This is a genomic window from Nostoc sp. CENA543 (assembly GCF_002896875.1).
Lineage (GTDB): Bacteria > Cyanobacteriota > Cyanobacteriia > Cyanobacteriales > Nostocaceae > Trichormus.
In genome coordinates, this window is sequence record NZ_CP023278.1 from 5,228,864 (window position 1) to 5,243,068 (window position 14,205).

General features: G+C 40.7%; 10 protein-coding genes and 1 pseudogene. 5 read left to right on the top strand and 6 right to left on the bottom strand.

The features are described from left to right. Positions 1-173 precede the first annotated feature (173 nt). From CLI64_RS21730 to CLI64_RS21745, 4 genes are all read right to left on the bottom strand, one after another. Positions 174-1,175: a DnaJ C-terminal domain-containing protein gene (locus CLI64_RS21730; RefSeq protein ID WP_103139166.1), complete on the bottom strand. Its 1,002-nt coding sequence runs from the start codon at positions 1,173-1,175 to the stop codon at positions 174-176. A gap of 675 nt (positions 1,176-1,850) precedes the next feature. After that, positions 1,851-2,552: a DevA family ABC transporter ATP-binding protein gene (locus CLI64_RS21735; RefSeq protein ID WP_103139167.1), complete on the bottom strand. Its 702-nt coding sequence runs from the start codon at positions 2,550-2,552 to the stop codon at positions 1,851-1,853. A 128-nt stretch (positions 2,553-2,680) separates the two neighbouring features. Continuing rightward, positions 2,681-3,847, bottom strand: a complete 1,167-nt coding sequence (gene devC, locus CLI64_RS21740; protein WP_103139168.1) for an ABC transporter permease DevC — start codon at positions 3,845-3,847, stop codon at positions 2,681-2,683. Between the two features lie 179 nt (positions 3,848-4,026). Further along, entirely contained in the window at positions 4,027-5,223 is a 1,197-nt protein-coding gene (locus CLI64_RS21745) for an ABC exporter membrane fusion protein (RefSeq protein ID WP_103139169.1), read from the bottom strand. Positions 5,224-5,618: 395 nt separating this feature from the next. On the opposite strand from CLI64_RS21745, the gene CLI64_RS21750 reads away from it, so the two are divergent. The 3 genes and pseudogenes from CLI64_RS21750 to CLI64_RS21760 all read left to right on the top strand — a co-directional run bounded on the left by CLI64_RS21750 (position 5,619) and on the right by CLI64_RS21760 (position 8,510). Beyond that, positions 5,619-6,236, top strand: coding sequence for a TetR/AcrR family transcriptional regulator (locus CLI64_RS21750; RefSeq protein WP_103139170.1), 618 nt, complete (start codon positions 5,619-5,621; stop codon positions 6,234-6,236). Positions 6,237-6,551: 315 nt separating this feature from the next. Continuing rightward, positions 6,552-7,058 (top strand): annotated as a pseudogene (gene lepB / locus CLI64_RS31675) (signal peptidase I); the annotation flags it as partial. 837 nt (positions 7,059-7,895) lie between these two features. Continuing rightward, positions 7,896-8,510, top strand: coding sequence for a DUF2996 domain-containing protein (locus CLI64_RS21760; protein ID WP_103139172.1), 615 nt, complete (start codon positions 7,896-7,898; stop codon positions 8,508-8,510). A 251-nt stretch (positions 8,511-8,761) separates the two neighbouring features. On the opposite strand, the gene CLI64_RS21765 is transcribed toward CLI64_RS21760, so the two are convergent. Next, positions 8,762-9,274, bottom strand: a complete 513-nt coding sequence (locus tag CLI64_RS21765) for a TM2 domain-containing protein (protein WP_103140827.1) — start codon at positions 9,272-9,274, stop codon at positions 8,762-8,764. An 801-nt stretch (positions 9,275-10,075) separates the two neighbouring features. Between CLI64_RS21765 and acsF the strand changes: the two genes are divergently transcribed. Both acsF and CLI64_RS21775 read left to right on the top strand, forming a co-directional pair. Continuing rightward, positions 10,076-11,152: a magnesium-protoporphyrin IX monomethyl ester (oxidative) cyclase gene (gene acsF, locus CLI64_RS21770; RefSeq protein WP_103139173.1), complete on the top strand. Its 1,077-nt coding sequence runs from the start codon at positions 10,076-10,078 to the stop codon at positions 11,150-11,152. A gap of 120 nt (positions 11,153-11,272) precedes the next feature. Next, a complete protein-coding gene (locus CLI64_RS21775; RefSeq protein ID WP_103139174.1) occupies positions 11,273-12,685 on the top strand; it encodes a hypothetical protein in 1,413 nt (470 codons plus the stop codon). A gap of 98 nt (positions 12,686-12,783) precedes the next feature. Here CLI64_RS21775 and CLI64_RS21780 read toward each other — a convergent pair whose 3' ends face one another. Continuing rightward, positions 12,784-14,181: a hypothetical protein gene (locus CLI64_RS21780; RefSeq protein ID WP_103139175.1), complete on the bottom strand. Its 1,398-nt coding sequence runs from the start codon at positions 14,179-14,181 to the stop codon at positions 12,784-12,786. Positions 14,182-14,205 lie beyond the last annotated feature (24 nt).

Sequence of the window (14,205 nt, forward strand, 5' to 3'; positions counted from 1 at the left end):
TGTGGACAGTTAAGACATTTAATTAGAACCCAATACTGGTAGGGATCACAAAGAGTTTATTATTTGTAGCACAGAAGTTTCTTCAGCAATTATTATCAAAATCACAAGGCGATCGCACCCAGACTTGAATCTCAATCAGATGCGATCGCCTATTCATGATTTTGAGCTAAATTTTACAGTTTGACTTGCTGTAAATGACTCCGAGGATTATAAGTACGGATAGCCCGGATTTTCTCATAATATTCTCGTTCTTGTTGGCTCATGTCTTTTGGTGGTGCGATCGCCACTTTCACTAACTGGTCGCCTCTGCCACCTTTGGTTAAAGGCCAACCTTTACCCCGCAAACGCAAGGATTGACCAGAACGGACACCAGCCGGTAACTTCACATTTACACTACCGTCGGGAGTCGGAACATCAATTGACGCACCCAAAGCAGCTTCATCGGGTGTAATGGGGACTTCACAGACTAAATTATCCCCTTCAATTTGGAAAAATGAGTGTGGTTGTAATTCTACTTTTAAATACAAATCACCCCGTTGTTGAGTCATGGGGTTAAATTGACCTTTACCCTTTACCCGTAAACGATTACCAGGTTTTGCACCAGGAGGGATACGAACTTCTAAATTTTCATTACCCAGGCTAAAACGCTTTTGAGTACCTGCAAATGCTTCAGCAAAAGTTAAAGTAATCGTCGCTTCCGTATCTTGCGCGCCACCTGTGCCTACATCTTGAAACCCGAAGTCCCCAAAACCACCATAGCCACCCCCAGGTCGGCCGCCAGGGGTGCGATAGGAATAATTTTGCCTGCCTCCACCACGAGGCGCACCACCGCCAAAGCGTCCTAGTAATTCGTTGATAAATTCATCAAAAGTGCCGTATTGACTAAAGTCAAAGCCATTCATATCAACACCAGCACCACCAGGGAAGCCACCATCCCCTACCTGTCGCCAATATTGACCAAATTGGTCGTATTTTTTGCGTTTATCTGCATCTGATAACACTTCATAAGCTTCATTCACTTCTTTGAAGCTTGCTTCAGCCTGCTTATTACCAGGATTAACATCAGGGTGATACTTGCGGGCTAGTTTGCGAAACGCCTGTTTAATTTCTTCAGGACTGGCAGTTTTACTAACTCCCAAAATCGCGTAATAGTCCTTGAAGTCGGTTGCAGCCATCTACCAGCCTCCTGTAAAAATTATCTTTAAGTTTTTTTTCTAAGATGAGAGATTTTGTTTTTGCTAGGTATAGTCCCAAGCATAAATAATTATGATTTTAAATTAATAAACAATATCTATAGATACAGTAACCCTACCTGTTTTTTGAAAATAACCGTACATCTATAGCGATTCTGTTCTAACTTGAAAGTTCATAGCCTTGGCAGGAAACGGGGAATGGGGAATGAGGAATAGGGAATTGAGAGATAATTTATGTATTATTTTTCTTGATAGCTCTAGATTCTGATTGACAAAATCCCCCGCATCAGCTTGTACTAGATGCAGGGGATTCTAGAGTTAAATAGTCTGTATCTCTCGTTTAGAGAATGTCATCTCGGAAATTTGGCAATAAAAAAGGCAGGAAGACCTACCTTGTAACCCAAAAAAAGCATTTTGTAACCAAATACATTATTACTATGTCAGAGAGTTATGGCAGCAATATTACGACCATACGACAAGTATGTGAAGAATGAGGAAGGGTGAAGGAACTTACCTTGATGGCAAGGGGGGCAGGTATGAGGCAGGGGGACAGGGTGCAGGGTGCAGGGGGAAAGACAGTTGTTTGGAAGCAGATAAATTAGATAGTTTATTTTCTGGAAGCCCCAACAGTGTTGGCTGTTTACTAATGACTGTTTACTAATGACTAATGACTAATGACTTCTGACTATTGACTAATTTGCCGTCTTCCATATGTACAATGCGATCAGCAATGTCGAGGATGCGATTGTCATGAGTCACCATCAAGATAGTACAACCTTGTTCTTGAGCAAGTTTTTGCATCAGGTTGACTACATCTCGACCAGACTGGCTATCTAAAGCTGCTGTAGGTTCATCAGCTAAAACAATTTGGGGATGGCTGACTAAAGCGCGTGCGATCGCCACTCTTTGTTTTTGACCTCCAGACATTTGGCTGGGATAATAATGGAGGCGATTTCCTAACCCCACTTGTTCTAAAATCTGCACTGCACGAGTTTCTATTTCCTCAAGTTCAATATGCTGGTGTAACTCTAAGCCCATTTTGACGTTTTGTAGTGCTGTTAAACTACCGTGGAGGTTATGAGATTGAAATATATAGCCGTTATTGCGTCGCGCCTGGACTAATTTTTCCGCATCCGCACCACAGAGTTCTCGTCCTAACACTTGTAAACTCCCACACTGTGCAGAACGCAATCCACCCACTAAGGTTAATAATGTAGTTTTACCAGAACCAGACGGCCCGGTTAAAATTACAATTTCACCTTGATTAATTTCCAAGTTGATATTACATAAAACTTGCTTACGCAGTGAACCATTACCAAAGTAATGGTCAAGATTCCGAATAGAAATGGCAGTAAACATGATTAGGGAATGGGGAATTGGGAATGGGGCATTGGAAGGTAGACAAGGTGGACAAGGTAGACAAGGTAGACAAGGAAGAAGAAGTGTTAATAACTATTGACTGTTGACTATTGACTATTGACTATTGACTAAAACATATCTGCGGGGTCGGCGGCTTGTAGTTTACGTGTGGCGATCGCACCCGAAATTGCACACATAATAATAGTTAGTATCAATACCTGCAATGCGCGCATGATGGTCATGTAGATGGGTAAATTAGTGGCACTACGGGTTAATTGATAAAGTCCTAAAGATACTACTAACCCTGGGAAAAATCCTAATAAGGCTAAAATTACAGCTTCTTCAAAAATCACACCTAGCAGGTAATAATGACGATATCCTATGGCTTTAAAGGTGGCATATTCTTTCAGATGGGCATTCACATCTGTAGATAAAACCTGATAAACAATAATTACGCCTACTACAAAACCCATTGATACCCCAATGCTAAAAATGAATCCTATGGGAGAATTAGTCCGCCAAAAATTATTTTCAAATTCAATAAATTGCTGATGGGTTAACACTTTAACATCTTGTGATAGCCGTGATTGTAAAGCAGCTTGCACTTGTTGAATATTCGCCCCTGGTTTTAATTTAATTAAGCCTAAACTGACACTAGAAACTTGTTGTCGAGGAAAAAACCGCAGGAAATTTTCATCACTGGTAATTAACGTCCCATCAGCCCCAAAGGAAGCCCCTAATTTAAATAACCCACTAATAGTAACTGTCCGCCGTTCTAATTCTGTCTTGACGGTTTGACCCTGTTCTAATTGAGCAATGGTTGCTTGATAATCTCCCCTGGCTGCACGGTCGAATAAAACTGTATCTGGTAATTTGATTTCTGAACGCTTTTGGTTAACTTCAGGAAAATCAACAGCAGGTTTATCTGGATTAATCCCAATCACTAAAATCTCTGTATCACGGCGGGTTTGAGGGTTTTTCCACACCATATTACTCACATACATCGCCTCTGCTGACTTTACCCCCGGAACATCTAATGCTTGATATAATCGCCGTCGAGAAAAGGTAGAAATGCGTTGTAGGTTGCGAGTTTGTGAGCCGATGAGAATAATATCTGCTTGTAAGTTGCGATGTAGCTGAGTATTACTGTCATACAAAGCGGCTTGAAATCCTAGCTGCATAAACATCAGTAAGTCCGCAAAAGCAATACCTGATAATGCTACTAACAGCCGACTTTTTTCATGACTTAATTGCAGCCAACCTAAAGGTGTCCGCCGTCGTAGTTGTTGAAACATAATTTTGGGATTGGGGATTGGGAGTGAGTTTAGGGATGTAGAGGAAAGATATTTCACCTTTTACCTTTTGCCTTCTCATACCAATTCACTAAAGTCATAAAACAGATCCAAATTAAGAACCCCTTACAAAATAGGGATTTCTTAATTTTGAATTTTGAATTTTGAATTTTGAATTGGTATCACAACTCGATTACTGCTTTAACTTGCATATTGGTTAAATCAGCCGCTTGTTGACTAGAGGTGGTGTTGAGACGGATTTGGACTTCTACAACTCGGTTGTCAATGTTGCTTGTGGGGTCTGTGTTGACGACGTTTTGTCGCTTGATTTGTAAGCCTTTGCGTTCAACAGTACCTTGCATTTCTGCGGGTAGATAATCACCAATGATTCGCACTGACTGTCCAACTTTGACTTTGCTGATGTCGCTTTCGTAAACTTCGGCGATGACGTACATTTGACTAGTCTGTCCAATTTCAGCAATCCCACTACTGGAAACTATTTCTCCTGGTTGGGTGTGAATTGCTAAGACTTGTCCATCTTGGGGTGATCGCACGTAAGCTTGGTTAAGATTAACCTGGGCTTGATTCATCGCTGCTAAAGCACTATTGACTTCGGCTACTGCTGCTACTACGTCTACACCCCTAACTTCGGTGATTTGTGCTAAGTTAGCTTCGGCTTCTTGTAGTTTTTGCTGGCTGCTCATTTGCAGGCGTTGTAGCTGTGCTTGAGCTTCTTGCAGGTTCTTTTGGGCAGTTTCTAGGCGCAAGCGTTGGCTATCACTTTGGGAAGCAGAAATTGCCCCTTGTTGATACAGTGTTTGATAACGTTGATTTTCTATTAAAGCGTTCTGCACTTCGGCTTGTAATCTTGCTACCGTAGCAGTTTGTGCAGCTATGTCACCTTTAGCTTCTACTTGCAGACGAGCTATGATGGCTTGTTGGGCTGTCACTTCCCCTTTTTTCGCTCCGGCTTTAGTGCGGTCTAGATTAGCTTGTGCGACTTTTACCTTTTCTTTTGCTGCTTTTAAGGCAGCTTCTAACTTGTCGTGGCTGTCTAAAATCGCAATTACTTGTCCAGCTTTTACCCTGTCTCCCTCTTTTACCAATAATTGCTCTACCCGACTGCCTTCACTGGATGTAGTCGCCGAAAGTTGAATAACATTCCCCTTGGGTTCAATTCGTCCTAAAGCGGTTATTGTTTTTAGCTCTGTGAATAATGTTGTTGGTGCTTGTACCTTCTGACTGGACGCTTCCCTGATTCTAAATGCTGTAAAAACACTGATTCCTATGGATGTAAAAGATACAAAAATAGCTAAAAAAATGGCTCGCCGTAAAATCGGTTGAGGAGAAAATGAACGGTCTAGCTTTGAATTATGCACAATCGCATACCTTTGTAGCAATTTTAGTGCTGAGTGGTGTTAGCGGTAGCGCGGCGTTTAGCCGGTGCTGAGTAATGAGTAATGAGTAATGAGTAATGAGTGGTGTTAGTGGTAGCGCGGCGTTTAACTGGTGCTAAGTTAGGAAATCAATACTACCTTGTCTACCTTGTCTACCTTGTCCACCCAGTCCCCAATCCCCCAATCCCCAACTACTCACCCGTCCTGATAACTAATACAGATACTCTTATATGCTTAATGTCGGCTCAATATCTGAACTGAGATATACAAAACTAAACGGTTTAGTCTTATAATATGATTATACTAAACTGACTAGTTTAGTCAAGCGATGCCTATTTTATAAAGTCGCTACGCCACTCCAAAGGATTGAATCATATATGGCACGCCCAAAAGCTGGGGATACAGAACGCTCAAATTCTACCGAAAAGATTGAAAAAATTCTGCAAGGAGCGATGCAGGAATTTTTGGCGCATGGCTATGCGGCTACGAGTATGGATAAAGTTGCAGAGGCGGCGGGAGTTTCTAAAGCCACGGTTTACAGTCATTTTCAGGATAAAGAGGGACTATTTAGAGCCTTAATTGAGAAATTAGCGATCAAACGGTTTCATTCGATTTTGGGTACACAGCCTTTACAGGGAGAACCTTATATAGTGCTGCGACGACTAGCTAAAACGGCTTTAAATCAAATGGTCAATGACCCTGAATACCAATCATTTGAGCGTTTGTTGATGGGAGAGTCAGCACGATTTCCAGAGTTAGCACAGGTGTTTATTGGTAGTATTGCCAAACCAGCTATAGAAACTATTAGTAAATATCTTGCTTCCCGTTCTGAACTGAATATTCCTGACCCAGAAGCCACCGCCAGAATTTTGATTGGCTCATTAGTGCATTTTGTGATGACGCAAGAGATTATGCACGGTAAAGATATTATGCCAATGGAGAGCGATCGCTTGATTGATGCCTTGACTCATTTAATTATCAACTGTGCTGAATAAGGAAATAAGTAATTAATACTAGTTTCCTATCAAGTCAGTCGGGAAATAATTAACATAATTATATTAAGAAATGTAATGACGCTGAAAGTCACACTATAAAACAGTCGATAATCCATAAAATTTATCTAAATATAATCTATGCGAATTAATAAGACTTTGCTGATTTGTCTGATTATTCTGACTGCCGTTTCTCTGACGAAAGCTGAAATCTTGCCAGTTCAATCAAAAAAACTATTACAGCAAATTCATTCAGAAGCTCTAGCAACAGAGAATATTGCATCTATTGATGGCAGTAACATTAAAAAATTAAGAGGAATATTTGAAATCAGATGGATTCCAGCAGCTTCAATGGCAAATACCTTACAAGGTAGTCCACAGCAATGGCAAGCAGATTTTATCTTAATTGATAAGACGGTTTATGATAATGGACTCCCCAAACGAGGCGATATTATTATCTTTAAACCTACTGATAATTTAACAAAAGAAGGTTATACAGACCCGTTTATCAAGCGTATTATTGCTCTGCCTGGGGAAAAAGTAGAACTGAGAAAAGGTAAAGTATATATTAACAATCAGTTGCTTCCAGAAAGTTATATTGATTCTAAACAAGTAACAAATATTGATGTTTGTGCATCAGCTGAACAACCACCCTTTTTGTCTAAACCCCAAACTCTACCACCTAACTCATATTTAGTATTAGGTGATAACCGTCAAGAGAGTTATGATAGTCGCTGTTGGGGTTTAGTTACCAGAAAAAATATTATTGGTCAAGCAGTGAGAAGAGTTTGGCCGCTAGCAACCCAGATTAATTTAGATAAAAATCGCCATCAACAGCAGCATTATTTAGAAGAATTATTCCTGAAAAATGTAGGGTTTGTCATACCTCCTAATAACTTAAATGATGGAATTGCTTTTTTTCAAAAGCAGTTAGCTAATGCACGTAAAAATCAAGATGTGACTGGCGAAATTACAGCCTTAAGGCATCTTTCTATGTATAATATTATGCTGGGTACTAAAAATGAACAAGCGATGAATTATGCTCAACAACTTTTAAAAGTCGCTCGTCAGCATAAGATATCAGGCTCAGAAACTCAAGCCTTAGCTTATATGTCGCTTGCCGCTTTTGCCAAATTGGAGCCTAATTTAGCTATCGAGTACGGGCAGCAGGTATTACCATTAGCACAAAAAAACCAAGACCAGATAAGTGAATACATGGCTTTATGGAGTCTAGCGATCGCTAACGTATATTTTAATGATTGTTCTCAGGCTAAGATTTTTTATGATCGAAGTTCATCTATTTTAAATAGTCTTCCTGTATCAGAAAATAAAAACATGATAAAAGAACAAATCTCAGTGATTTTTAAGCAATTAAATCTCCAAAAATGTTCAGGAATATCAAATATATAAAATTACTCTAAAAGATTAATTTAATGTTTTTATAATAGATAAATGTTAAAAACGCAGTAGAAGGATACAGACATAACATCAGAATTTTAACTCTTAAGGATTGATAATTGTCTATAAATTCAGCAGTTTCTTGTACCTTTCACTTTTTAGGTTTTTCCTTCTTACCTGATCTCTCCTATGTCAAAATGAAAATAACTTACTACACAAAGGTGAGCGACGCTCGAAAAGCTAGATAAAGGATTGATCTAAGCAATGGCAGACGAAACCAATCAAAATCAGGCAGGAGATCAAATTCCCAGCACTGTTGACCAAAAAGCACCCACTGTCTCAGCAGCAAACGCTCCCAGCACTAGCGAACCAGTAGCGACAGATATTCCTACTGCTAACGCTCCAGACCCCAAAACAGCGAACCCCAAAACCAACCCCAACGCTGCTACTCAGACAGAAAAACCCGCCGCCGCTAAACCCGCCGCCGCCAAGAAAGAAAAAGCTCCAGCAGTAGAAGACAAACCCTTTGTCGAGTTCATGGAGCAAGAATACTTACCGGCATTGCAAAAAGCGATCGCAGCTGAAGGGGTAAAAGATTTACAATTAGCTTTTAAAAAGCAAAAGCTCCCCGTTGCTGGATTGCAATCAGCTGAAGAATGCTGGCAAATAGTTGGTAGTTGGCAAAACGGCCAGCGTCAGTTTAATGTATACTTTCCCGACGAAGATATCCAAGGAAAAAAAGGTTTTTCCTGCAACGAAGGTAAAAAGCCTAGTACCTTAGAATCATTTTTAATCGATGAGCGTAAAGTCACACTGGATATGCTAGTGTCCCGGTTAGTCTACCGCTTAAACGGTCAAAAGTGGCTAGGTAGAAATTAACTCAGTTATTCAGTGCTGAGTGCTGAGTAATGAGTGCTGAGTAATGAGTGCTGTTAGCGGAAGCGGGGCGTTTAGCCCGTGCTGTTAGCGGAAGCGGGGCGTTTAGTCGGTGCTGAGTACAAACCTAGTACCTAGTCAAGAGTTTCCAGTCTCTAGTCACTCTTTCATACAAGACTCGTGAAACAAGTTTCACCGAAACCGTCTTCTTAATATTGACTATTGACTGTTGACTGTTGACTATTGACTATCAACTATTGATCCAATTCATGAAAGTAGTAGGTAACGGCTCCAGAAATCGGGTCGTTATCTATTTTTACGTAACCAGATTTAAACATTTCTTTCAAAGCGGTTTCGACTTCTGCAAAGCTAGCACCTGTAGCTTTGACACCTTGCGTTACAGTTAAGCTACCACCCCTACTTTCTGCTACCTCAATGAGTCTAATCATCAAATCATTACCCTTTGGAACATGAACTTGGGTTGCAACTACTGGGGGATTAAGTGGTACACCAAAGGAAGAAATACCAGCTTGACTACGCAAATTGTGTTTGTATTCTTCTACCATTCCAGGTATCAAAAACAAATCTACAAACTGCCCGACGTAAAATAATCCAAAAGTAAACAACCATAAAAAGCCAGTACCAAACTTACCGTTATAGATACGGTGTAAGCCTCCTACGGGGAAGATAAACCCCAAACCACACAAGATATAAGAAATCGGCAACCGATTATTACCAGTAGGGTTAATCTGACGGTCTATATTAATAATCTCAGTGCTTAATGTATTAATTATTTTCGATATTTCCGAACCACCCTGATACGTATTGGGTGGTACGTAACTATTAAACAAAGGAGGTTTTGCTACACTTGGACTATTAATCATTTGTTGTACAAACTGTCCATAGACCTCCACATCAGTACGTTTACCTTGAAAACGATTACCGTGAGCTATTTCTTGACTCAATCTGTTAGCGTGGAGAATGTGACGGTAATCATCTGCACTCAAACCACGATAATGTTGCGTGAGTTCAAGCAACTCTTGCCATTGCACTTGTTGGGGGTTCTGCACCCTTTCCCGTTGTGCCAAATCAAGATAATTGTTATTTGCTAACCAGTAACGAAAATAATCTTCTAGCGCGCCATGAAAACTAACTAGGGCGTAACCCAATAACTCTGAGTCATTATCAGCTTTTTGTAATCGCTCCCAGCCCAGTTGCAGCTTATTAAAATGATCACTCATTAGCTTGCCATATCGCTTTTATAGCTTTATCTCAAAATTTTAACCAATAGTCATTAGTCATTAGTTATTAGTTATTTTTTTCTCCTCTGCTCCCTCTGCCCCCTGCCCCCTGACCTATTCCCAATGCCCCATATTGCTTACTAAATTCGGTAAATCTTGAACTATTGTTGCAACTCTTAACGTTTTGCCTACCAGTTTACCTCTACATCTTGGTAGACTGAGATTTATACAAATTCATTATTGTCGGCTGTTGTGCCTTGTGAGAGCATCTGCTTTAGTTCTCCAGGTTGTAGTCAAGATAATAAAAACACTCATTGCAATTAGGACATGGTAGATTCCCTAAAGAAGCCAGGCTTTGAAGAAATGCGGCCAGGGATTAAAGTCCCGGCAAAGGAAACTCTGTTAACACCTCGGTTTTACACCACCGATTTTGATGAGATGGCACGGATGGACATCTCTGTCAATGAAGACGAGTTGAGAGCCATTCTCGAAGAATTCCGTGCTGACTATAACCGTCATCACTTTGTACGGGATGCCGAGTTTGAACAATCCTGGGATCACATTGACGGGGACACTCGCCGCTTGTTCGTGGAATTTCTAGAACGGTCTTGTACAGCAGAATTTTCCGGCTTTCTGCTCTACAAAGAACTCGGTCGCCGTTTAAAAGATAAAAGCCCAGTTTTAGCAGAATGCTTTAACCTGATGTCGCGGGATGAAGCGCGTCATGCTGGCTTTTTGAACAAGGCAATGTCAGACTTTAACCTGTCTTTGGACTTAGGGTTTTTAACTAAGAGCCGCAATTACACCTTCTTTAAACCAAAATTTATTTTCTACGCCACCTATCTGTCTGAGAAGATTGGTTACTGGCGTTACATCACCATTTATCGTCATTTAGAAGCACATCCAGAAGACCGGATTTATCCTATTTTCCGGTTCTTTGAAAACTGGTGTCAGGATGAAAACCGTCACGGTGATTTCTTTGATGCCATTATGAAATCTCAGCCACAAATGCTCAACGACTGGAAAGCGAAACTGTGGAGTCGCTTCTTCCTGTTGTCAGTATTTGTCACAATGTATCTCAATGACATTCAGCGTCAAGATTTCTACGCTTCTATTGGTTTAGATGCGCGGGAATATGACATCTATGTCATTAAGAAGACCAACGAAACAGCAGGTAGAGTTTTCCCTGTAATTCTCGATGTAGATAGTCCAGAGTTTTATGAGCGTTTGGACATCTGTGTCAAGAATAACGAAAAACTGAGTGCGATCGCTAACTCTAATACTCCTAAATTCCTGCAATTCTTCCAAAAACTACCAATCCTCATCTCCAGTGGTTGGCAGTTACTCAAGCTGTACTTGATGAAGCCTATTGACGCTGCTTCTGCTCAAGGTGCAGCACGTTAATTAATCTAAATCTTAACTCCACAACAATAACCCTGGTTTTTTCCGAAAAACTGGGGTTATTTTGTGTTTTTAGAAGAGGTAAAAAGTGTCTTTTCAGTCAAAACCTTGAGATTTTCGGTAATGAACAAGTTATTGAGGAGTAAGCTACCGCTAATTTTAATCTTCTTTTTATTTAGCGGTTTGTTACCTGCTTCTAGCTCAGTTTTCTGTGCCGCCACAGCTAATGAACGATACGATGATGATCTCTACACCAACCAAGGTAGTTATAGCGGTGCTAGTGGACGACATGGTAGAAATGGCCGTGACGGTGAAAATAAAACTTTTGTAGCTGATGGTTCATCTGTCAGTTTTGATCTATCAGGTCAAGATGGGGAAGATGGAGAAGATGGGGGGAGTGGTTCTCGGCCTAAATGTCGCCACTCTGAACGTAATCCTAACAATGATATCAAAGCACCAGACGGTGCGAATGGTGGAAATGGTGGGAGGGGAGGAGACGGTGGCAATGGGGGAAATCTCACCGTTTACTACACAAATTTAGCAGATTTACAGAAAATACTTGTGCGTGCTAACCCTGGCGACCCTGGACGTGGGGGTCGGGGTGGTCGTGGTGTCAATGGTTGTCGATGTCGTAGGAGTAGTTGGGAGAGAGAAACCTGCACAGGAAAACCTGGAACTCCTGATTATAAATGTACAAAGAAAACCTATACATGTAAGAGTGGTAGGGATGGCTACAATGGTAGCGATGGTAGTGATGGGAAAAAAGGCAAGTTAGGCGTTTTGAGTATTGTTAAAAGCCAACAAACCTTACCTGAGGAAATCCCTAGCGTCACCCTACCAATATCTGAACTTGGTAGTAAACAAATTAACCTTTCCAAACACAAGTGGAAACTCCATCAAGGTGCAGCATCTCTTTTAGCACCTGGTTCAATAATTGCTGATGAATATCGGGAATTTGAGGAACGCTTAGAAACTGTTTTTCAATTAGTTTGGCAAGAAAGACAACCCATCAGCAGCTTTGGCAATGAAAAAGTTAAAGTTAGCCTCAATGACAATAAACAAGTAGAAGTTGAATTTCCTGATGATTTATGGGTTGCAGGTAGTAGCAGTAATGAGGCTAACTCTACTAAATTTACTGTTAACCACCTCATCCCCAGAAAAGATGTCACCAGATTAGCCGTAGCAGAATTTGCTGATGCAGGGGAAAACTTGAATTTAAAAATAGTAGATTTGGCAGCTAAGTCTGATGTCATTAACACTCAATTTCGGGTGAAATTTCGGGTTAAAGACAATAACGCTGGATTTGGCGACTATCAAACCCAGTATGAAGGTGAAATTCCTGCTAACCTCGTCACTCGTGATTACAACCGCTTTACCCTAGCTTTGGGTAAATTGAACATCAAACGGGAAAATTTACGCCCTGGTGTCAACGTAGATATTGAAGTTGTCGCAACTCGTTCCCTGGGAGAACGTTCAGCCAAGCAAACAATTACTTGGCAAAGTCCTATCCGCAAACCGCTTAAAAATCAAAGGTAAATATATTGGGGATTGGGGACGAATCAATTCAAAATTCAAAATTCAAAATTCAAAATTCAAAATTTAAGATTTTGTTCCTCGTTCCCTCTATATAAAAATTATTGATCATTGGGCTGTAATTTATACCAGCCGTACCAATGGCGCACTGCTAACCAAATTACGGATAATAAACCCGCGATGCTTAAAGTTAGACCACTAAAGGGAACTAATAAACCCAATACTGGTAAGATTGCACCTGTGATAGTACAGATAATGGCAGCGAGGGAAGCACTGCGACTATAACCTAAACCCCAAGATAACATCAGTAATATTGCGGACAACATAGTCCAAGCAAATACAGGATTCATGAATCGGCTGAGATAGGTTAAAGTCAACAGACAAGCAAAGAAAATACTAGCAGCGATCGCTACATTTCTCAAACTGATGGGGATAGATAAATACAGCAGCAATATCCACCATAAAAATAAAGCTGGTGCTAGTAACAACAGCCTGGGAAGAATTCCTGTTTGACGGATGGGGTCAGTGTTGGTGAACACACCAAAGGGATTTTTTACAGACACATTATCGTCAAATATCCAAGTAAACTGAGTGCTACGACCATCAGCTTTAGTCTCACTGGGGATAATCCCGCTAGCAAAGTCAGCACCAGCAAAGTTAGCGGTTGCTGTCAAACGAAAGTTAGAAAGTAACTGTCCGGTGGCGTTATAAACCCAACGTGGCCCCCCTTGTGCTTGATAAGTCACACGAAAGCTGGTTTCTTCCCCTGGTGGTAACTGAAAAGCAAAACTATAGTTTCCTGGTTCGACAGATTCTAGTCGGGTGCGATCGCGCTCTACTTTATAGTTAGAAAGTAGGGAATAGCCAATGGGTGGCTGTGCTTCAAAAAAGAACTTATCAATATTATTGAGGCGGTTAACTACTTTATATTCCGCACTGTAATCTACACGATAAACTGCACTGCGGTTTTGAACATCTGTGCTTTGATCTAATTTCACTTGGACTTGTGAACCAGCAAGGGAAAGTAAACGGTTTACTTCTCTTTTGTCGTTGACTTTAACTATTTTGCCATCTACCTGAGTCGTATAGGTAAATGGCTCTTGTGTCACATAGCGCACTTGCGGGACTATTTGCTCTAGTTTATCTCCAGCTACACTTTGAGCAACTTGAGCAACCTTAGCCTGTTCCCAATGGTGATAACGATTGCTCAAAGTAGAACACAGAAAAAACCCTGCAACTAACAATATTAGAACTAGAGTTAAATGTTGCAGACCCCATAACAGCTTGGAGTAATGAATAGTCCATTCTCCAACGACCATTTTTTGGTCTAAGGGATGGGCGCGTAACGCAAAACTGATGAGTGCGATCGCTACTCCCAAAGCTATGATTAAAAATACTAAAAATAAAAAAGCTGGAAGTAATTGAGAACCAATTTGAATTAGTTCTGTGGGATGTGTTAAATCAGGTAGTCCGGGAATTCCCTGGTTAGCAGAATACATTGCAGAATTTTTGCAGAATTTGCA